Here is a 20,199-nt window from a genome sequence, read left to right as displayed (position 1 = left end):
GCATCGGCGCAGTGCCTGAGCCGACCCTCGGCGACGCGTCGTCTGCCATGCTTTCCAGCCCGCTGTTGGCTCTAGCGGCTCCTGACATTATGCTGTCAGGAGGATCGTGCGATAAGGTTCCCGGGCAGATGGGGCCCGCAAGCATGGAGAGCGACTGGCAATTGCCGCCAGCCATGTTCGTGCCTGGGCTCCATCACGGCGTCGTTTGGGCGCGCGGGGCTGGCAGCAGAGGCACGAGGAAACCATACGATGCGGCGCGCCGACAGGCTTTTCCAGATTGTTCAGCATCTTCGCGGCGGCCGGTTGGTCACCGCGCAGAAGCTTGGCGGGTGGCTCGAAGTTTCCGAGCGCACCATCTATCGCGACATTGCCGACCTGCAATCGACGGGCGTTCCGATCGATGGCGAGGCCGGGGTCGGCTACATGATGAGGGAAGGGTTCGACCTTCCGCCGCTGATGTTCACGCGTGACGAAATCGTCGCCCTGGTCGCCGGCGCCCGCATGGTACGCGCCTTCGGCGGCGCGGCCATGGCGCGGGCGGCTGAAGAGGCGCTGGTAAAGATCGGCGCGGTGCTTCCCGACGCGGAGAAGGACCGTATTTCCCGCACCGAGATCCACACGCCGATGTGGGTGGTGAGCGATGCCGCGCGCGATGCGATCGACATCATCGAACGCGCCGTCGAGAAGCGGCAGGTGCTGACGATCGACTACTGCGACGAGGCGGGGCGCGGCACCGCGCGCGATGTCCGTCCGCTCGGCCTGTGGTTCTGGGGCAAGGTGTGGACGCTGGTGGCCTGGTGCGAGATGCGCGGCGATTTCCGCGCCTTCCGCATCGACCGGATCGGTTCCGTGGTTATCACCGAGCGCATCTTCAAGCCCGAGCGCGGCAAGCAGCTTGCCGACTTCTACCGCGCCGTGGAGCGCAGCGAAGCCTACGGCATGGGTCCAACGGCACGGGGCGCCTGACCGTCCGCCGCCATAAAAAAAGCCCGCGTATGACGCGGGCTTTTTTAATGTCTCGAAGACGGGCATCAGGTGATCTGCGTCGGCAAAAAAACGCGGATTATTCGTCCTCGCCCTCTTCGCTTCCCTTGCCCTTGAGCGCGGAAAGCTTGGCGAAGACCGCATCGGCGTCGAGCTCGTCGTCTTCCTGCTTCGGCTTGACCTCTTCAGGCGCCAGCCTTTCGGTCAGCGAAGCCGGCAGCAGCGTGTCGCCGGTCGGCTGCGGCTGTTCGCGGCCGCGCGAGGCGCGCTGGACCTCCAGGTCGAGATCGATCTGCGAGCAGAGGCCGAGCGTCACCGGGTCCATCGGCACCAGATTGGCGGCATTCCAGTGCTTGCGGTCGCGGATTTGCTCGATGGTCGACTTGGTGGTGCCGACGAGCCGCGAAATCTGCGCGTCCTTCAGTTCGGGATGGTTGCGGACCAGCCACAGAATGGCGTTGGGGCGGTCCTGCCGCTTGGAAAGCGGGGTGTAGCGCGGGCCCTTGCGCTTCGATTCCGGGACGCGCACTTTCGGATCCGACAGTTTCAGCCGGTGGTTGACGTCCTTTTCGCCCCTGGCGATCTCGTCGCGGGTAAGCTGGCCGGTCATGATCGGATCCATGCCCTTGATGCCCTGGGCCGCTTCGCCGTCGGCGATTGCCTTCACCTCAAGCGGGTGCAGCGAGCAGAACTGCGCGATCTGGTCGAAGGAAAGCGCCGTGTTGTCGACGAGCCATACGGCTGTCGCCTTGGGCATGAGCAGTGCGTTGGCCATGGAAAATATCCTCTCGTTCGCCCGCGTTCCCGCGCGGGCGGTGGTTTAGAGCCACCAAAATGGGAAATCGCGGCGTATATAACCGTTTCGGCCCTGCTTCGCAACGATTTTGGATGCGCGGGTGCAATCGGATATGAGACGCAGCCGCGTGGCCAATCCGTGTGCGGCGCTGCCGAGGGCGGTCCTTGTCGCAAGTTCCGACCTTGTTGGGAAACTTCCCACCGACGGGCCTCGTTTATTCGGCGAAAGCCGGTGATCCGAAAATGCCCTTGCCCGACCCTGGACCTCCAGCCCTGATTTTCGTTGCCGGACCAGGCCGGCCACGGCAGGAACGCGGTGCCTTGTCATGACGGCGGGTTTTCTCATCCTGCTGCTGGCCGTGCTTCTGTCGGCGACGATGGCGGCCGCCTGGCTCGCAGCCATCCGGACCGGACGATCGGGCTGGATCGATGCGATCTGGTCCTTCGCCGTCGGCGCCGGCGGCGTGGCTGCGGCGTTTCTGCCGCTGGAAGGCGACGCGTCATGGACGGTTCGGCAGTGGGTGGTGGCGGCACTCGCCGGGTTCTGGTCGCTGCGGCTCGGCCTGCACATCCTGGCGCGGACGGCCGGAGGCGGCGACGATCCGCGCTATGCGCAATTGCGTGCCGAGTGGGGGACGAATTTCAGGCGACGGCTTTTCTGGTTCCTGCAGATCCAGGCGGCGGCTGCTTTCCTCCTGGTCATGGCGATCTTCGCGGCCGCGCGCAATCCGGCCGCGAGCCTCGGCCCGGGCGATTGGCTGGGCATCGCCGTGCTCATCATTGCCGTTGCCGGAGAAGCGATTGCGGACCGCCAGCTGACGGCCTTCCGCGCCGACCGCGCCAACAAGGGCCGCGTCTGCGACCAAGGTTTATGGAGCCTGACGCGGCATCCCAATTATTTCTTCGAGTGGCTCGGCTGGGTCGCTTATCCGATCATCGCGATTGACCTGACCAATGACTACCCCTGGGGCTGGGCGGCGCTGGCCGGCCCGATCTTCATGTACTGGCTGCTGGTGCATGTGTCGGGCATCCCGCCGCTTGAAGCGCATATGCTGCGCTCGCGCGGCGAAAAGTTCCGGGAATACCAGCGACGCGTCAACGCATTCTGGCCCGGCCCGCGGCGTCGGCCGACCGAATCTACAAGCAAAGGAAAAAAGGTTTGAACATCATCGCATCCGCCGTCCGTGCCGTCGAACGCAACCCGCTGCCGGATCCGGTGACACGCTTCGGCATCGACCTTCTTGTCGGGCGCACGCGTCGCCGGCTCGCCTTGGAAGGCGCGGCGCGCGAAGACGAATTCGTCCGCGCCATGGACAGCTATTCGATCGCCGAGCACACGGACGCCGCGAACGAGCAGCACTACGAACTGCCGCCGGAGTTCTTCGCGCTGACGCTCGGTCCGCGGCGCAAATATTCGTGCTGCCTGTACGACAATGCCGGCACGACGCTGGCGCAAGCGGAGATACGGGCGCTTGAGGAGACGGTCGCTCATGCGGGGCTGGCCAACGGCCAGCGCATCCTTGAACTCGGCTGCGGCTGGGGATCGTTGACGCTGTTCATGGCAGAGCGCTTTCCCAAGGCCGAGATCGTCGCGGTGTCCAATTCCAGCCCACAGCGCATGCATATCGGAAGCGAGGCGAAGACGCGGGGCCTTTCGAACGTCACCATCATCACCGCCGACATGAACGCGTTCGAGCCGCAAGGGCAGTTCGACCGGATCGTCTCGGTGGAGATGTTCGAGCACATGTCCAACTGGCAGAAACTGCTGGGCCGCGTGCGTGGCTGGCTGAAGGCGGACGGAAGACTGTTCCTGCATGTGTTCAGCCATCGCAGCCAGTCCTATCGCTTCGACCATGCCGACAAGTCCGACTGGATCGCGCAGCATTTTTTCACCGGCGGCATCATGCCGAGCCATGCCTTGATCAAGCAGTTCGACGATCTTTTCGAAATCGAGAAGGAGTGGGTGTGGAACGGCAAGCACTATCAGCGCACGGCTGAGGACTGGCTCGCCAACTTCGACGCCAATCTGCCGGAGATCGACCGGATACTGCGCGAGGTCTATGGCAAGGACGCAGCGTTGTGGCGCCGCCGCTGGAGGCTGTTCTACCTGGCCACGGCCGGCCTGTTCGGCCATGCGCACGGCAAGGAATGGGGCGTCAGCCACTACCGTCTCCGCGTCGCGCAGGGCTGACGCGATTTGGCCTGGCTGGGTTCCTTATGGCAGGCGCTGCGCCGCTATTGCGACGATGACGATCCGCTGGTCGCGACCGCCAATTTGGTCGCGCTGGTGGTGGCGTGGAACCAGCCGTTCTATCCGCTCTATGTCTACTGGTCGGTCAGCGATGTGGTGTGGCCGACCTTCTTCACCTTCCTGTCGACGCCGCTCTTCGCCGCCGTGCCCGCCGTCAGCCGACTGAACCGCACCGCAGGCCGGGCGCTGCTGCCGCTGACAGGCATTGCCAACACGATGCTGAGCGCCAAGGCCTTCGGCACGGCTTCGGGCGTGGAAATATTCCTCATTCCCATCGTGCTCCTGGCGGTGGTTCTGTTTCGTCCGGCCGAACGCATTTTCGGCCTGGCGATCTCGCTTCTGGCGCTCATCGTCTTCATGGGACTGCACGGCCGATATGGTGCACCTTTCCATCTCTACAGCGCGGAAGAATATGCGGGCTTCCTGACGCTCAACGCCGTCAGCGCCGGAACGCTGACGATGTTCGTCGGACTGCTGCTAGCCGGCCTGCTGGCGGACAGGGCCAAAGGCTAGGTGCCGACCACCCTGATGGATATGACGTAGCCCAATGTGGCTGCGGCGGCGGTCAGCACGGTGCCCCAGCATAGATCGACGATGGTGATGGCGACCGGCCAGTTCCTCAACGTCGCCTGGTTGGTGAGGTCGTAGGTGGCATAGGCGCAAAAGCCGAAGGCGGCGCCGTAAAGCGCAGCCGTCGTCCAGCGGCCGCTTCCGAAGGCCGGCTGGATGGCGAAGAAGACGATGGCGGCAATGTAGATCAGATAGAACAGGATGGCGGGAGCAGGGCGGAATCCATCCATCAGGAGGTCGCCCAGCAGCGGTCTGTACAAACGGCTCGCGGTCAGCGTCAGCCAGACGGAATCGATGGCGAGAAAAACGATCGCCGTGGCAAAGTAGGCCGTCCCGTACAGTTTCATCATCGATTCGTCCCTTCATTGCTCCGTATCCATGCAGAAACGGCCGGCGTCGCTTGCGGGTTTCACCGTGCGTCCGCCGCCGAAACTTACAGCCAACGAATCCCGTTCCTCCGTCGTTGTTCGCTGCCATCGGGAGAGTGTTGATGAGAAAGCGGTGCCTGACTGCCGGGTTGATGTTCGTGTTCGTGTTCGGTGGCGTGGCGCAGGCCGCATCTCCCGACCCGAGCGGCGTGTGGATGCGCGGCGACGGCAATGCGCGCGTGAAGATAGCGCCATGCGGTGATTCCGTTTGCGCAACGAACCTTTGGATCAAGGACACAAGCGGCGGCGAGGAAGTCGGCGACAAGCTGGTCATGAAAGTCAAGCCTGAGTCCGACGACACGCTGTCGGGCAGCGCCTATGACGTCAAGCGCAAGCGCACTTATTCGATCACCATCAAGGTTGCCAAGGCGAATTTGGTGACCAGAGGCTGCATCGCCGGCGGCCTTCTGTGCAAGGACGTGAGCTGGTCTCGCGCCGGCGAATAGCGGTAGGAGAGGTGATCTCACTCTTCCGCGATCCTGCTCCAGAAAGCCGCTGGCCTGCCGGATGATTTAGGTATTGGTCCCGTGATACGTCCACGCCGGGATTGGCTGCCACATCCGGACGATGCCGTCGCTGATGATTTCTGGCGTCCCCTGCGACGATGAACAGTTTTGCCAATGCGCAGAACCTGGCGAAAATCTGCGCCTGACGGCATTGTGGCGCAGGTCGTGTTCGCGAGCCTGGCAAAAATGCAAGTCAACACAGGGTGCGCCGCAGCCGTTATCGCATCGGGCTGGGGCACCACTATTCACCTCATGAAGGCGGGTTCAGTTTCCTGCGGGAGGTTCGGCAAAACGGCCTATTGGTGGCTGTGGGCTCAGCGCGAAGCCAGTTCGCCTAAGCCCATTTTTGATGCGAAAATCTGCAAGCCGCCCGGTCGTCTATTCTCCCGCCAACTGATGGAACTTCGCGCGGAAATCCTTCATTTCCTCATCGACACGCGGCTCCCATTTGTAGAGCGCGACGCTTTTGGCGCTGTCGCCGCCGGCGACGATGTTGTTGTAGTGGCGCGAAACCTTGCCTTCCGCCGCGGGCGAATAAGGGGTCAGGCCTGCTTTGCCCAGCGCCACTTGTCCTTCCGCAGATGTCAGGAAGTTGACGAGCAGCTTGGCGCCGTCATGGCTGGAGCCCTTGGCCATAACCGCCATTTCACGCAGCAGTACCGGTGTGCCGTCATTGGGATAGACGATACCGAGGACGTCGCGCGTAGCGTCGTCGGGCAACGGCACCAGCGCTTCGGGAAGCATGTAGCCGACGACATATTCGCCGGTCAGCGTTTTGTTGACCACGACACCGGCAGCCTGCTCGAAGCGTAGCTCCGGGGCGAGGACGGTTTCATTGGCCCAAAAGGCGTCGGAACCGAAATGCTCTTTCAATGTCCAGTAGACCGAATAGGCGAAAGGCGAGACCTGCGGATTGTAGCTGCCGATCTTGTCGGTAAAGGCTTCCGGATGAGCCTTCACTTTCTCGGCCAAGTCGCCGGTGCCCTTCGGCCATAGATCCTCTGGCAGGACGAGCTTGTTGAAAATGATTACCTGGCTGTCGGTCGACAGCGTATAGCGCCCATCAGCCGTATAGGAGAAAGAGGGCAACTGGCCGATATCGGAAACTTCGAAAGGCACGACGTCCTTGGAATCGACCAGCGCTTTCCACTGGTCCGGCCCGACGGCCAGGAGAACGTCGGCTGTCTTGGTTCCGGACGCGCTTTCGGCCCGGTAGCGCTCGAAGGTTTCGGCATGGCTGCCGGTGCGCACCGGCGTCACCTTGACGTCCGGGTACTTCGCGTTGAAGGCGTCCAGCAGGACCTTCCAGTTCTCAGGCGTCAGGGTCGTATAGGCCAGGACAGGGCCTTCTGCCTTTGCCGCCTGCTCGATGGCGGCCCAGTCTTCGGCAGCGGCAGCGGGACTTGATGCAAGGACGGCCGAAAGGACCAGTCCCTTGATGAATTGGTATGACATGATTTTCCTCCCATTTGCCGATGCCGAGGGCAGACCTTCAGACGATGCCGGGATGATCGCCGGCGCCATTCTTAAGGCCATTCACGCTGGACTTGTCAGCGATGACACTGTCGGCACCCCAGGAGACTGCGACAAGCGATAAAATTCGTCTCATACTTCAGGAAATTCGATCCATAAATGCCGCCTCGCGCAAGCCAAGCTGCTCGCGGACGTGCCTTTCCGAGATGGCGCCCTGTTCGGCCATCCAGTTGCAAAATCGCTGCACCGCGCCTTGTCTGCCCGGCGTACGGGGAAAGATCGCGTGGTAGTGGTTTGCGCGTCCGGATGCGAAGCGGAACGGGAGAGACAATTGTCCGGACAAGACTTCGTCGATGATGACCGCCGCTGGAACGATGGCGAAACCCAGGCCGTTCACCGCGGCCTGGACGACGAAATACATTTCCTCGAAACTGAGCGCCTGTGCCGACGGCGCTGTCTTGACGCCGGCTTCCGCCAGCCACTCCGACCATGCCCCCGGAGATGTGCGCGCATGCAGCAATGTGTGGCTGAGCAGGGATGCGGGATCCTTCGGATCGATCTTTTCCAGAAGCGACGGATGGCAGACCGGCAACCGCATTTCATTGAGAATCTTCCGGTTGACCAGGCCGGAAATCTCCGTTGGCACGCGCCGTATCGCGAGGTCATAGCCGCCAGCCGCGAAATCCACCGGCCGGATCGACGTGGTGACCGAAACATCGACGCCCGGGTTGGCGCGAAGGAAGTCAGAGAGCCGAGGGATCAGCCACCGCATCGTGAAAGTCGGTGGGGCATTGACCGAGATCTGGGTTGCCGCACGTTGTCTTTGCGTGATCGCCGCCGCGGCCATTGCGATGCGACTGAGCGCGGGCGAGACCTCGGCGAAAAGGGCAGCTCCTTCAGGCGTCAGCGCGACCTGGCGGATGAGGCGCCGAAAAAGCGTCACGCCCAATCGGCCTTCGAGCAGGCTGATGTGGCGTGAAATCGCACTGTCGGTGACGCTCAATTCCTCGGCCGCGTGCTTGAAGCTCAGGTGCCGGGCGGCAGCCTCAAAGGCGCGCAGGGAATTGAGCGGAGGAAGTTGGGGCACCGGGCACGTTCGGTTGATAAAATCTGACCCGGATATAGCACCTTTGCGCGGCCCGGACCAGTTTACTCCGCCGAATAGGGAACGGCCGATTTCGCCGCCCTTACGATGGATCGTGCAGAGTGGGTCCGGGCTTCTTCCAACACATGCCCGACAAGTCCGGCGGAACGGGAAACAAGCGCGATGCCGCGCGCCACATCCGCATCAATGCCGATCTCCAGCAGGATGGCGGCTATGGCTCCGGTGGCGTTGATGGTGATGTGCCGTCCCGATTGCCGGTCGAGTTCGCGACCGAACTCAAGCAGGAGGTCGATGTAGCGACCGGAAAGTCCTTCCTCCTTGGCAAGAGCAAGCAGCGGCAGTGTGCGCGGGTCGTCGGGCTTGTGGTTGGCATGGCCGAACCCGTGCAGAGGCCGGCGTTCGGCAACGTGCGACGCCACCACTTCGCGGATGTGACCCTGCGCATCTCCCGCCTCGGCCGCCGTCACCAGAAGCTTTGCGCAGCCTTCCATGGTTCCGGCATAGACGCCGCCGACCGTCAAAAGGCCCGCGGCGACCGCCGACTGCATCTCGCCGGGAACCGCATCCGCCACCAACCGCGATGCGATGGCGCCAGGCGTAAAGCCGTGCTCGGCCAAAGTCACCAGGCAAGCGTCAAGCAACCTCACCTGCGCCGGCTCGGCGTAGCGTCCTGTCATCAGCAGGTAGGTCATTGCCGTGAAACTGATCTTGCCGATCAGATCCTCGACGAGATCCGCTCCCAACACGGTGATGCTTGTGGCGTTCGAGGTGGCGATCCGGGTGGTTGTCATTGATTGGCCTCGAAAACGAAAGCGACGTCCTTGCTGAAACCGACAGCGACCTGGCCCTCCAGGGAGAGTTCAGTGGATTCGAACCGTAAATCCTGGTCGCAGAGCCTGGCATGGTAGATGCAGCGCGGCCCCAGGAAATCCTTGGCGACGATCTTTACCGAAACCGCGTTGTCGCTGCTTTCGCCAGGACGGACAGGCGATAAATCTTCCGGCCGCAACGCCACGACGACCTCGCTCCCGGGGGGGAGGGCGGTCGATGCGCGAATGGATGCGCCACCATGCAGGATTATTTTGCCGGGTGCCTCGACACGGCCTTTCAGAAAATTCGCCGAGCCGACAAAATCCGCCACGAAGGGCGCTTTCGGGTTCCGGTAGATTTCAAGCGGTGTGCCGGCTTGCACCAGCCGGCCTCCCGACATCACGGCTATGCGATCGGACAGCGCCAAGGCTTCGGATTGGTCGTGGGTGACGAAAATCGTCGTGACTTTCAGCCGCCGCTGCAGCGCCTTGAGCCACATGCGCGCGCGCTCGCGCAATTTCGCATCGACGTTGGAAAGCGGCTCGTCGAGAAGCAGCAGAATGGGTTCGTAGACCAGTGTCCGCGCAAGGGCGACACGCTGCTGCTGTCCGCCCGACAGTTCATGCGGGTAGCGATCTTCAAAGCCGCCCATCTCCACGAGCCCGAGATATTCCTGCGTTCTTGCCTTGCGTTCCGCCTTTGGGACATTTCGGATCTCGAGCGGCAGCCCGACATTCTGCGCGACAGTCATATGTGGCCAAAGCGCGTAGCTTTGCAGAACCAGCCCGAGATTGCGCTGCTCGGCAGGCACGAAACGGCGGGTCGATGCATCCGCAACGATCTTGCCGTCAATCTCGATCTGTCCAGCCGTCGGATTGTCGAGCCCGGCGATCAGCGCCAGCGTCGTCGATTTGCCGCAACCCGAGGGGCCCAGAAGCGAGACGAACTCACCATCCCTGACCGTCAGGTCGAGGTCCTTGAGCGCGTTGAAGCCACCATATTTGCGGCTGATGGAAATCAGGTTGAGATCAGCCATGCATGGATACTCCGGTCAGTCGGCGAAGGCCGACAACAAAAACCATGGTCAGCACGAGCTGGATGGTCGCCATGGCCGCCGCCGGCCCGGTTTGCCCGGACAGGAACATCTGCAACATGGTCGTGCCCATTACTTCGCTACCGGGCGCAACAAGAAAAACGCCGGTGGAATAGTCCTTGAAGAAATAAACGAACAGCAGGGCGTAGCTCGACATCATGGCTGGCAACAGCAGCGGGATGACGACACGCCGCGCGGTAAACCACCAATCGGCACCGATGGCGCGCGCCGAGCGGTCAAGCTGAGGATCGATTTTCATGATCGCGGTCGCTACCGCTCCGTAGCCTAACGGGATGTAGCGCATGGCAAAGGCGATCATGAGCAGGAAGATCGTCTGGCGCATCCAGCCGAGCGGCGTGATCAGCACCGTTACGTAGAAGATGCCGATGCCGGCTATCATTCCCGGAACTGCGCGGGGCAGCAGCGAGATGATGTCCAGTTCGCGGCCGAAGCGAAACTTCGAACGATGCGCCACAAGGGCCAGCAGGGTGACGATCACCGTCGTGATTGCTCCGCCGACCACGGAGATGACGACGGAATTGAAGATCGCGCGTCGGTAAGTCGCCGTCGTGAAGACTGTTTCAAAATTCGCCAGGGTCATCACCTTGGACAACGGCACCAGCGGGGTCAGGATCTTGGCGAAAGCATATCCAACCACGCCCGCAAGCGGCAGCAGGACAAACAGCAGGAGATAGGCGCACATGATCGCCGCGGCGGGCCATTTCCAGCGTCCGAGCGCGAATTGTCTCGGCCGTTGCGCCTTGCCTCCGATGGTGACGAAGCGTTGCGGGTTCTTCAGGATCGAACGCTGGACGATGACCAGCACGAGGACGAGAATGACCAGAAGCGTCGCCGCCGAGGCGACCAGCCCGTAGTCCGGGGTGCCGACCGATATCGAGCGTTCATAGATATAGGACATCAGCAGTTCGATTTTGGCCGGCCGGCCGAAGACTAGCGGTATGGATACAGCCTCGAGCATCATGACGAAGTTCAGGATGCCGGACACCAGCAACGCCGGCCTCAGCAGAGGCAACGTGATACGCCGAAATATCTGCATGGGCCGTAGCCCGGCAGCGCGCGCCGAATCCTCAAGCGTCGGGTCCGAAGAGCGCAATGAGCCGAGGCAATATAGAAACGCTATGGGCACTTGAGTAACAGCGGCGACGAGCGCCATTCCGGCAATAGTGTAAAGCGACCAGAATTCCGTGCCGATGTGCTGCTTCCACAGCATGGTGAAATATCCGGCAGGACCGTAGACGATCGACCAGCCCGTCGTGATGACAAGATGCGATATGAAGACAGGCCAGATGACGATGGTTCCGATCATACCACGCAGCGCCATGTCGGTGCGTCCGACCAGGACAGCGGCAACGGCGCCGATCGCCTGGGCCAGGACTGTTCCCCCCACCGCGAAAAGCAGCGAATTCACCAGCGCCGACCCGAAAGCCGGGTCGGTCAGGAGCTTGTGGAAATTGGCCAGCGTAGCCGTGTTATCGGCGGCGTAGAGCGCGTTGGCCGAGAACGACTGCATGAGAAGCGGTACGACCGGCGCGAGGATAAGGAACACCACCACCAGCGCAACCGCCGATTGGATGGCTCCTTCCGGCCGCCACCACCAGCGGTTCGCCTGCATGGCAGGCGAACTTGCCCTGTTTGCTCCCACTATGTCGCTCCTCCCAGACACGCGATCTAGCCGCGCAGGCCGATTTTTCCCACCAGCGCTTCGCCATCCTCCACTGACGCAACGAGCGAACCGTCGTCGATGACGATGTCCACCGTATCGCCGGGAATAACTGGACCGCGGAAGCGGACGTCGATTTCACCCTTGTAGAAGAAATCCTTACCCCACTTCCGGCAGGCCATGTCGATGGCATAGCCGGAAACCATCAGGCCGTGCGCGATCGGCCCCTTGAAGCCGCGGCTCACAGCATAGTCATGATCGTAATGAATGATGTCGTTGTCGCCGTTGATGACGCCATAGCGGTCAATCATCTCCTGCGTGATCGGATATTTCTTGTTCATGCCGATGTCCTCAGTTCGGGAATGTCGAGGTGTTGACCGCCTCGGCGATTTTCTGGCCGTTGTCAGCGCGATGGAATACAGCCGAATAACGGATGTAGTTCCGCCCCTTCTTGGTGAACTTCTCTTCGACCTGGCCGGTGCCGACGATTTCGGTATCCTCATCGGCCCAGATCGGGCTGAAGAAAGCCATGCGGTTGCCGGCCATGATGCCACCTTGCGCCGGAGGATAGCGGCGATAGAAAACCGACATCAGGTAGACGAACAGAACTGAGGGCAACGCCGCGCGCTTGCCGTCGATTTCGAACCCTCGCGGGTCAGACTCGACCGCCCTTGCATATTCGGCGACGATGTCCGGCGTAATGGTGAAGCGTGTCTCGGGAAGCTTGGCGCCGATCTCGAAATCGTCGAATTTGCTGCCCGGAAGATCTCCTTCCCGGGGCTTGATGTCGCTCGGTCGGGTCATTTTTCCTCCTACTTGATGGCTTGGGATTTTATCAATTCGTCGATGGTTGCATCGTCGTAGCCGCACAGGTCGCGCAGCAGGTCGCGACCGTCCGCACCATGTGCGGGTGGATAGCCGAGAACCTTGCTGTCTTCATATTTGAACGGGTTGCCGAGGAAGCGAGTCGAAACGCCCGTGTCCGGCTTCTCGACTTCTTCGACCATGTTGCGCAGGCGCGCGACGGGTTGCGAGACGGCCTCATCGACGCGATGAACGATGGCGGCTGGCACGCGTTCTGCAAAGAACAGGCTGGCCCAATGCGTCGCCGGTTTCGTGTCGAAGATTGCGCCGAGAATTTCCGAAAGTTTCAGTCCGTTCTCTATGCGCGCCTGACGGGTGGCATAGAGCGGATCTGTCACCAGGTCGGGTCGGCCGAGGATTTCGCAGAAATTGCGCCAGAAATTGTCACCTGTCGGGGAAACCGCAAGATACCGGCCGTCTGCGCAGCGATAGACCTCGCTTGGCGCAAGGACGGGATTGCGCGACCCGCGCGCCACCGGTATTTCGCCGGAAGCGAAATAGTTCTGCGCCTGCCACGTCAACAGCGATACCTGGCAGTCGAGCAGCGAGATCTGCACCTTGCGCCCCTTGCCATCACGCTGCGCAGCGGCAAGCGTTGCAGTGAGCCCGAGCGCCAGGTAGAGACCGCCGGAAAGATCGCCGATCTGGTAGCCGACGCGGGCGGGCTCACCGCCCTCCGCGCCGGTGATGCTCATGACGCCGCCCATGGCCTGCACGATCAGATCGTAGGCAGGAGCCCGGGAGTATTCGCCCTCGTCGTGCAAGCCGATGAGTTCGGCCACGCAGATCCGGGGATTTATGGCCAACAGGCTTTCGTGGTCAATTCCGAGCCGCTTCGGCACGTCGGGTGCGAAGCCGTAGATGACTGCGTCGGACGTAGCGACCAGTTTCTCGAAGGCATGGCGTCCGCCTTCGCTCTTGAGGTCGAGCGCGATGGATTTCTTGCCGCGGTTGACGGAAAGATAATAGGCGGAATCACCTTGGATCCAATGCGGCGGCACGGCCCGGGACAAATCACCTGACAGGGTCTCGATCTTGATCACATCGGCGCCGAGTTGGGCCATCAGCTGTCCCGCGAACGGTCCGCCGAGAACCCAGGTCAAATCCAGGACACGAAGCCCTTCCAGCATCAAACCTCCCCGGCACGCCAATCAATCGGAGCGCGCCTGCATTTCAACTGCTCCTAGTCGATAGGGGTTGAGGGGAGGCCTGACAAACGTCGATATGAGACTTATGCATTAGTTTTTATCAAGCATGGAAGCGTCGCTCCATGCTTGATATTGGCGGCGAACGCCGCATCGCCGGCTCAAAACAGAAAGCCAAATTCAGCTCGGCAGCCCGTCCAAAATCAGGGCACGCTTTATCCTCTATCGGAACATCGAGCCTCCATCGACGTCGAGGGCCGCGCCGTAGACGAAGCCTGCGGCACCCGAGCAGAGGAACAGGATCGCCGCCGCCATGTCCTGCGGCGTGCCCATGCGGCGCATCGGCAAATTGGCGGCGATGCGGTCTTTCAAGGCCTGGTCTATGTGCGAGTGCATCGGTGAATCGGTTGGCCCCGGGTTAAGAGCGTTGATACGCACCTTCTTGCCGGCCATTTCGCGGGCGACGGATTTCACCAGCGACAAGGTGCCGGCCTTCGACGCGGCATAGGCCGTATCGGCAATCAAGCCGCCGCCGCCATGGACGCCGGCGTCGGAGGCCACGCAGACGATGTTGCCACCGTCCGGATTGGCCTGCATGCGCTGCACCGCGCCCTGAACGGTGAAGAAGGTGCCCAGCAAGTTGACCCCCAGGACGCGTTGCCAGTGCGCCCAATCCTGCTCGGGTATTCTTTTGGCGGTGATGATGGCGGCGCAGGTCACGACATTGTCCAGCCGCGCCAGATTGGCGTCGCAATAGTCGAACATCTGCTTGATGCTGTCGGGATCGCCCATGTCGACGACGACGGTATGCGCCTTTGCGCCGCCGTCCTTCAACTCGGCATGACGCTTCTTGAGGCCTTCCGCATCACGGTCGCACATCACGACCTCGGCTCCCTTGGAAAGGAACGCCCGAGCCGTCTCGAACCCCATGCCGCTCGCCGCGCCTGTGACCAGAACGGTCCTGCCGGCAAAGCTGTCGTCGGAAAACGTGGCGTAGATATCAGTCATGATTTCTCTCTGGAAAGTCGCAATGGAACTCGCGCAGGCGAACCCGCCCTCGGGAAGAAGAATTCAGCAGGTGAGTCAGGCCTTCAGATGCAGGGTCACCAGAACGGTGCATTCCGCGCCATTTTCGAAGCGCGCTGCAATCCGCAGCCAGTTTCCGAACCGTGTCAGCCGCGCCGCCGCCAGGCCGTCCCGTTCGCCCGGCAGTTCGAACTCCGTGCCCTCGCGCAGCCAGTGCATGCCGTCCGGAGAGATTTCGACCCATGCCTTGGCCGGGGGGCCGACAGGTTGCTTGAGCGCACGCACGAAAAAGATCGCCTCGCGCGCCCATCCCGCCTCGTAAGGCTCGCTGGCCGCCTCGCCGCACCAGCGTTCGTTTCGGGAGACGATGGCCGTGATGTTTTCCGGCAGCATCAGAAGTCTCCCGAGATGCAGATCGAATCGACGTAGAGGAAGGCGCGCTTGGCCACATCGGTTTCCGCAAACAGGCAGAAATTGAGCATGCACCACAGGTTTTTCATTGCCGGAATACGGATGGATTCGAATCCCGAAAGATCGAAGCTGCGGTCATTGCAGCGCAGCCCGAGCGCCGTCATCGACTCCAGATCGAAATCGAAGCACAGATACGTCCAGTTCACCTTGGTCGGTATCTCGTTGTAGCAGAGGCGCTGGGCGCCTCCCGGAAGGTCGAGCCAGCCCTCGGGGGCGAGATGGTAGTGGCTGATCGTCTTGTTGTCGGTTCCAATCGGAATGATCCGTTCGGTCTCTGGCTTATATTGCCATTTCTGCAGATGCTGGCCGTCGAGCGCGTTCAGGAACCGCAGATGCGGCATGACGCGATCCCCGCTGGCGTCGCCGTCGCCGCCCTGCAGGTCGAAGAGGAAGCCGATCGAGCGCACGTCGGTCTCCGACAGTCTCAGCTCGGTGGCTTCCGGCTTGAAGGTGAAATACATTTCGAAGCGGATCGGCCCGCGCTTCCTGAAAGTATGGCGCTTGATGGCGACGTTGCGTGCGCCCGCCACCGGACGTGTCGCGATTTTCAAGGCATAGGACGAATCCATCCCGCCATGCGAGCCGGCGTCCCAATGGCCGAGCGTCGACAGCATGGCGCTGGTATGCTGGGCGTAACCCGGCAACATCGTGTCCAGGTCGTCCTCGTAGTTGCCGACAAGCTGCGACCAGCCGCAGTGACCGCGTGCGAAATTGTCGAACGATAGAATCCGCGGCAGTGGGTCAAATCGGCTAAGCGCCGGATCGGCGCGCAAAAGCGCCAGCCGCATCGCTTCGGTCAAACTGTCCGGTTGTAGGGATTCTTGGCTTTTCATGTGAACGTGGATCTCATTCGGCTTTCAGTTTTTTGACGGCATCCCAGTCGATCTCGATGCCGAGGCCCGGCCGGTCCGGCACATCGAGCGTGCCGTTCTTCTGCCGGCGGCATCCTGGCGCGATGTCGGCAAGCTGCGTCTTGAACGGACTGGCGTCGCACTCGCATTCCATGACGCCGAAGTTCGGCATCGCGGCCGCCAGATGGACGCTGGCCGTCTCGCAGATAATGCCCGACATGCCGATGTGCGGCGCGTAGCGGATGTCGTGCGCGGCGGCATAGTCGGCCATGCGCCGCGTTTCGGTAATGCCGCCGGCGCGCGCGACATCCGGCTGCAGCACGGAAAGCGTCCGGTTGGCGATCAGGCGTTGCGCCTGGTCGAGGGTGAAGTTGCTTTCGCCCGCGGCCAGCGGCACGTCGCAGCGCCGGCGCAACTCCTCATAGCCCTGCTCGTTTTCCGGCTGAAGCGGCTCCTCGAACCAGAAATAGCCGTTGGCCGAAAGCGCCCGGCCGACTTCTACTGCTTCATCGAGATTGTAGGCCCAGTTGGCGTCCACGCAGAGGCCGACGGCGTCTCCGGCGCGTTTGCGGATACGCTCGATGCGCCTGCACGCGTCGCGCACAGGGCGCGCCATCTTCACCTTGATGCGCGGAAAACCTTCCTCGATATAGCGGTCAAGCTCGGCGTCGGCCGTCTTGTCGTCGACCCAGTTGACCGCCGCCGCATAAACATCGATCCGCTCGCGGCCGACGCCGCCCAGGAGCTTGGCGACCGGCTGCCCTGTCGCCTTGCCGAGGATGTCCCAAAGGGCGATATCGACGCCGGCAATGGCCTCGATCAGCATCCCGCCCGCGCGGCCGGAAAGTGCGCGCCGCATCGATTGCCATAGTGCCCCGATGTTGCGCGCATCCTGGCCGATCAGGCGTGGTCTGAGCGAGCTTTCAATCAATTCCACATAGGCCTTGGGCGAAAACCGCGCCAGCGTTTCACCGACGCCGACGATGCCGTCCGCCGTGCGCACTTCTACCAGGACCAGCGACACCTTGGTGTATGCGCCCCATGAGGTGACGGTCGGCTTTGGCAATGTCTGGCTGAGGGGGTGAGCGATCACCTCGGTAATTTTCAGCGGTCCCGCCACGATTGGGTCGCTCCCGTGCATCGGCTTCATACTTCCTTCCGTCGCCTCTGACGGCTGTCGTAACCGGTACTATTCAACTTAGCAACCAGAAAACTTAGTTGCTATGTTGTCTGGTCTTGTGTTAGCAACCGCTAGGAGGCGTCCAAATGTCCCTAGCGCGCAAATCGATCTTCTCGACCAAACTGGCGAACCCGTCTCGCCTCGCGGACGGCGTGTCGGAAGCGATTGCCGACGCTTTGATCGATGGGCGCATTGCCCCGGGTGAGGCGCTGCCGCCGGAAGGCGAGATCGCCAGGGAATTCGGCGTGTCGAAACCGATCGCCCGCGAGGCCCTGCGGCAGTTGACCAATGCCGGGCTGGTATCGACGCAGCAGGGAAAGGTTGCGCGGGCCAAAGCGCTCAGCGGCGAGCCGATGGAGCGCATCTACGCTTACGCGATCCGCTCAAGCCTGAAGCGGCTTCAGGAAGCCAATGAGATGCGACGCGTCATCGAGACGGGCATCGCGCGGCTGGCGGCCAAGCGACACGACCCGGAAGGGCTCGAGATGATGCGCCAGGCCATACGGGACATGCAGTCGGGCATCGGCAAGCCCAGTGATTTCACGCAGGCTGACATCCTGTTTCATCTCGGGCTCGCTACAGCCACTGGCAACATGATGATCCGCCTGCAGATGGAAGGCATGCGATCGGTCCAGCGCGAGGTCTCGGAGCTCTTTTCGCAGCGCTCCAACCGCACCGAAGCGGATTGGCACGCCACCGTTCAGCGTCACCAGGCAATCTATGACGCAATCGCGGCGGGCGACCCCGATCTGGCCGACCAACGCATTCGGGAGCACTTCGATGCCGCCGACATTGCGTCGCTCGAGGTCGCGGGCGTGGTGGCCGGCAAATTCGAGGAGCGGTCGCCGTGAACCGGGAGCGCTTCTCGCTTGCCGGTCGGCGCGCACTGGTGACCGGCGCCAGCTCGGGCATCGGACGCGCGGTGGCGATCGCTCTCGCCCAGCATGGCGCTTCCGTTGTGCTGCATCATTTTGGCGACCTTGACGGCGCGCGTGAGACGGCGGCAGCGATAGGCCTGGATACGGAGATTCTCGAGGCGGATTTCACCGACAGCGAGGCAGTTTCGGCTTTTGCCGATGAAGTCGCCGCCAACCCTATCGACATCCTCATATCCAATGCGGCGATTGAGCGCCGCCGCCCTTGGGGTGACGTCGATGGGTCGCATATCCAGGCGCATGTTTCGGCAAACTTTTCCGCCTTGCTCGCCCTGACGGCAAAGCTTGTGCCGCCGATGGCAAAACGCGGCTGGGGACGTGTCGTCGCCACAGGCAGCGTGATGGCAAAGCGTCCAAGGGCGGAAACGATTGTCTATGCATCCCTGAAGGCAGCGCAACTGACGGCGGTGCGCGCCATGGCGCGTGACGTTGCCCGGCATGGCGTTACGATGAACGTCGTCTCGCCTGGCGCGATCGAGACCGAAGCGACGGCCGAGCGCTATCGCGATGGTTCATTCCGCGAGGCGGTCGCGGCAAAGATCCCCGCCGGCCGCCACGGTCAGGCCGACGATCTTGTCGGCGCCTTCGTATTCCTGTGCAGCGACGCCGCCCGCTACGTCACCGGCGCCGACATTCCCGTCGATGGCGGCTGGACCATAGGCGATGCGCCTGGCGTCCTGCCCGGCGCGGCGGCATGACAAGACGCTGCCTGTCGGGTCATTTCTGGAATTGTTCGTGGACCATCAGTGTTTCGGGAGGAAACCAATGAAGACAGTCATAAAACTAGCCGTATCGGCCTTGGCGTTGTGCGCTCTTTCGGCCCCGTCGATCGCACAGGAACTTCGGGTCACTGTCTGGACAGGCAGCGACGCGCATTTGAAGATGCTGAACGGCATCGCCGCGGGCTTCATCGCCAAGCACCCCGGCGTCACCGTGAAGTTCGAAACCGTGCCGGTCGCCGACTATACGCAAAAACTCACCTTCCAGGTCGCCGGCGGCAACGCGCCTGACGTCGCCTGGATGATGGAAGACGCGGCGCCCGCCTTCGAGAATGCCGGCCTGCTGATGGACATCGGGCCGACGCTCAAGGCCACCGAGGGCTATAATTTCGACGATTTTTCGCAGCCGGCGATGGCGCTGTGGCAGAAGGACGGCAAGGTCTACGGCGTACCGTTCTCGACCTCGCCTTTTCTGATCTACTACAACAAGGACATGTTCGACAAAGCCGGGGTCGAAGATCCGAACCAGCTGGCGGCCAAGGGCGAATGGAACATGCAGAAATTCCAGGAAGTCGCCAAGAAGGTCACTGACGCCAATCCCGGCAAATGGGGTTTCGAGTTCAAGGACGGCGAAGGCTATGCATCGCGCATGACGCACGCCCTGCTTCCGCCGGTGCGCGCTTATGGCGGCGAACTGTGGGCAGACGGCCAGTGCGGTCTCGACAAGCCGGAAGCCGTGGCGGCCGTAAAGCAACTGCACGACATGGTGTTCAAGGACAAGTCGATCGTGCCGCCAGGCGAGCAGGGCGACTACTTCTCCGGCAATTCGGCCATGACGGTAAACCAGATTTCGCGGGCGTCGAAGATGCCGGAAGCCGGCTTCAAATGGGGTATCGCGCCTCTGCCTTCAGGCCCTGCCGGCGAGGCGCCGGTCATTGGCCAGGCGGCGCTGACGGTGTTCGACTCTGGAAAGAACAAGCAACTCGCCGCCGAACTGGTTGCTGAAATGACAACCAAGGAAAATGTGGCGATCATGGCCCAGTTCTTTCCGCCGGCGCGCAAGAGCGTTCTGGAAAGCGATGCCTTCGTCAACTCCAACAAGCTCATTCCAGCCGAGCAGATGAAGAATGTGGCCGCCGCCATTGTGAACGGCCGCGTTCATCCGGCGCATGAAAAAGTCCCGCAGATCTTCGCTGCGATGGCGCCGCGCGTGGATGCGTTGTGGAAGCCCGACGCCAATGTCGAGGAAGCCCTGAAGGGCGTCTGCGCCGCCATCCAGCCGCTGCTCTGACGAGAAGGCGCCGCATGGCCG

Annotated in this window: 22 protein-coding genes; 8 read left to right on the top strand and 14 right to left on the bottom strand. The window is 62.1% G+C overall.

Annotated elements, in window-relative coordinates; all coding sequences use genetic code 11:
- The first annotated feature begins 249 nt into the window (after positions 1-249).
- Complete coding sequence (locus tag ASD44_RS12735) at positions 250-966, top strand: YafY family protein (protein ID WP_056112492.1); 717 nt, start codon at positions 250-252, stop codon at positions 964-966.
- 97 nt (positions 967-1,063) lie between these two features.
- Here ASD44_RS12735 and ASD44_RS12730 read toward each other — a convergent pair whose 3' ends face one another.
- Positions 1,064-1,759 carry a DUF1013 domain-containing protein gene (locus ASD44_RS12730; protein ID WP_056112489.1) on the bottom strand — a complete coding sequence of 232 codons (696 nt, stop codon included), beginning with the start codon at positions 1,757-1,759 and terminating at the stop codon, positions 1,064-1,066.
- Between the two features lie 346 nt (positions 1,760-2,105).
- Between ASD44_RS12730 and ASD44_RS12725 the strand changes: the two genes are divergently transcribed.
- Genes ASD44_RS12725 through ASD44_RS12715 form a run of 3 tightly spaced genes read left to right on the top strand, consistent with a single transcriptional unit; the run spans position 2,106 to position 4,543 of the window.
- Positions 2,106-2,942, top strand: a complete 837-nt coding sequence (locus ASD44_RS12725) for a DUF1295 domain-containing protein (RefSeq protein WP_056112486.1) — start codon at positions 2,106-2,108, stop codon at positions 2,940-2,942.
- Positions 2,939-3,970 (top strand): cyclopropane-fatty-acyl-phospholipid synthase family protein, encoded by a 1,032-nt coding sequence (locus tag ASD44_RS12720; RefSeq protein ID WP_056112483.1) that lies wholly within the window; start codon positions 2,939-2,941, stop codon positions 3,968-3,970. The genes ASD44_RS12725 and ASD44_RS12720 overlap by 4 nt, the downstream gene beginning before the upstream one ends.
- Positions 3,971-3,976: 6 nt before the next feature.
- On the top strand, positions 3,977-4,543 hold the full coding sequence (locus ASD44_RS12715) for a hypothetical protein (RefSeq protein ID WP_082542468.1): 567 nt from the start codon (positions 3,977-3,979) through the stop codon (positions 4,541-4,543).
- On the opposite strand, the gene ASD44_RS12710 is transcribed toward ASD44_RS12715, so the two are convergent.
- Positions 4,540-4,947: a DUF2177 family protein gene (locus ASD44_RS12710; protein WP_056116080.1), complete on the bottom strand. Its 408-nt coding sequence runs from the start codon at positions 4,945-4,947 to the stop codon at positions 4,540-4,542. The two genes, ASD44_RS12715 and ASD44_RS12710, sit on opposite strands and share 4 nt — an antisense overlap.
- 143 nt (positions 4,948-5,090) lie before the next feature.
- Here ASD44_RS12710 and ASD44_RS12705 point away from each other — a divergent pair, with 143 nt between their 5' ends.
- Positions 5,091-5,474, top strand: coding sequence for a DUF2147 domain-containing protein (locus ASD44_RS12705; RefSeq protein ID WP_082542467.1), 384 nt, complete (start codon positions 5,091-5,093; stop codon positions 5,472-5,474).
- 438 nt (positions 5,475-5,912) lie between these two features.
- Here ASD44_RS12705 and ASD44_RS12700 read toward each other — a convergent pair whose 3' ends face one another.
- The 12 genes from ASD44_RS12700 to ASD44_RS12645 all read right to left on the bottom strand — a co-directional run bounded on the left by ASD44_RS12700 (position 5,913) and on the right by ASD44_RS12645 (position 17,194).
- Positions 5,913-6,989, bottom strand: coding sequence for an extracellular solute-binding protein (locus ASD44_RS12700; RefSeq protein ID WP_056112477.1), 1,077 nt, complete (start codon positions 6,987-6,989; stop codon positions 5,913-5,915).
- A 157-nt stretch (positions 6,990-7,146) separates the two neighbouring features.
- Positions 7,147-8,094: a LysR substrate-binding domain-containing protein gene (locus ASD44_RS12695; protein WP_056112474.1), complete on the bottom strand. Its 948-nt coding sequence runs from the start codon at positions 8,092-8,094 to the stop codon at positions 7,147-7,149.
- A 62-nt stretch (positions 8,095-8,156) separates the two neighbouring features.
- Positions 8,157-8,903 carry a citryl-CoA lyase gene (locus tag ASD44_RS12690; protein WP_056112471.1) on the bottom strand — a complete coding sequence of 249 codons (747 nt, stop codon included), beginning with the start codon at positions 8,901-8,903 and terminating at the stop codon, positions 8,157-8,159.
- Complete coding sequence (locus ASD44_RS12685) at positions 8,900-9,958, bottom strand: ABC transporter ATP-binding protein (protein WP_056112468.1); 1,059 nt, start codon at positions 9,956-9,958, stop codon at positions 8,900-8,902. The genes ASD44_RS12690 and ASD44_RS12685 overlap by 4 nt, the downstream gene beginning before the upstream one ends.
- The gene (locus ASD44_RS12680; protein ID WP_156459842.1) at positions 9,951-11,678 is read right to left on the bottom strand and encodes an iron ABC transporter permease; all 1,728 of its coding nucleotides are present in this window, start codon (positions 11,676-11,678) and stop codon (positions 9,951-9,953) included. The genes ASD44_RS12685 and ASD44_RS12680 overlap by 8 nt, the downstream gene beginning before the upstream one ends.
- A 26-nt stretch (positions 11,679-11,704) precedes the next feature.
- Positions 11,705-12,037 (bottom strand): MaoC family dehydratase, encoded by a 333-nt coding sequence (locus ASD44_RS12675; RefSeq protein WP_056112462.1) that lies wholly within the window; start codon positions 12,035-12,037, stop codon positions 11,705-11,707.
- 10 nt (positions 12,038-12,047) lie between these two features.
- Complete coding sequence (locus ASD44_RS18510; RefSeq protein WP_056112460.1) at positions 12,048-12,500, bottom strand: hypothetical protein; 453 nt, start codon at positions 12,498-12,500, stop codon at positions 12,048-12,050.
- A gap of 8 nt (positions 12,501-12,508) precedes the next feature.
- Complete coding sequence (locus ASD44_RS12665) at positions 12,509-13,690, bottom strand: CoA transferase (RefSeq protein ID WP_056112457.1); 1,182 nt, start codon at positions 13,688-13,690, stop codon at positions 12,509-12,511.
- Positions 13,691-13,927: 237 nt separating this feature from the next.
- On the bottom strand, positions 13,928-14,713 hold the full coding sequence (locus ASD44_RS12660) for an SDR family oxidoreductase (protein WP_082542464.1): 786 nt from the start codon (positions 14,711-14,713) through the stop codon (positions 13,928-13,930).
- A 75-nt stretch (positions 14,714-14,788) separates the two neighbouring features.
- Positions 14,789-15,124 (bottom strand): hypothetical protein, encoded by a 336-nt coding sequence (locus ASD44_RS12655; protein ID WP_056112454.1) that lies wholly within the window; start codon positions 15,122-15,124, stop codon positions 14,789-14,791.
- Complete coding sequence (locus tag ASD44_RS12650) at positions 15,124-15,990, bottom strand: DUF6772 family protein (RefSeq protein WP_056116076.1); 867 nt, start codon at positions 15,988-15,990, stop codon at positions 15,124-15,126. Before ASD44_RS12650 ends, ASD44_RS12655 begins: the two co-directional genes overlap by 1 nt.
- A gap of 58 nt (positions 15,991-16,048) precedes the next feature.
- Positions 16,049-17,194: a mandelate racemase/muconate lactonizing enzyme family protein gene (locus tag ASD44_RS12645; RefSeq protein ID WP_056116073.1), complete on the bottom strand. Its 1,146-nt coding sequence runs from the start codon at positions 17,192-17,194 to the stop codon at positions 16,049-16,051.
- A 125-nt stretch (positions 17,195-17,319) separates the two neighbouring features.
- On the opposite strand from ASD44_RS12645, the gene ASD44_RS12640 reads away from it, so the two are divergent.
- The 3 genes from ASD44_RS12640 (at position 17,320) to ASD44_RS12630 (ending at position 20,178) form a co-directional block, all read left to right on the top strand.
- On the top strand, positions 17,320-18,084 hold the full coding sequence (locus ASD44_RS12640; RefSeq protein WP_056112452.1) for a FadR/GntR family transcriptional regulator: 765 nt from the start codon (positions 17,320-17,322) through the stop codon (positions 18,082-18,084).
- Entirely contained in the window at positions 18,081-18,866 is a 786-nt protein-coding gene (locus ASD44_RS12635) for an SDR family oxidoreductase (protein WP_056112449.1), read from the top strand. The genes ASD44_RS12640 and ASD44_RS12635 overlap by 4 nt, the downstream gene beginning before the upstream one ends.
- Positions 18,867-18,933: 67 nt before the next feature.
- Positions 18,934-20,178, top strand: a complete 1,245-nt coding sequence (locus ASD44_RS12630; protein ID WP_056116070.1) for a sugar ABC transporter substrate-binding protein — start codon at positions 18,934-18,936, stop codon at positions 20,176-20,178.
- Positions 20,179-20,199 lie beyond the last annotated feature (21 nt).

Source organism: Mesorhizobium sp. Root554 (assembly GCF_001427025.1).
Taxonomy (GTDB): Bacteria; Pseudomonadota; Alphaproteobacteria; order Rhizobiales; family Rhizobiaceae; genus Mesorhizobium.
This window is presented reverse-complemented; position numbering and strand designations above follow the sequence as displayed.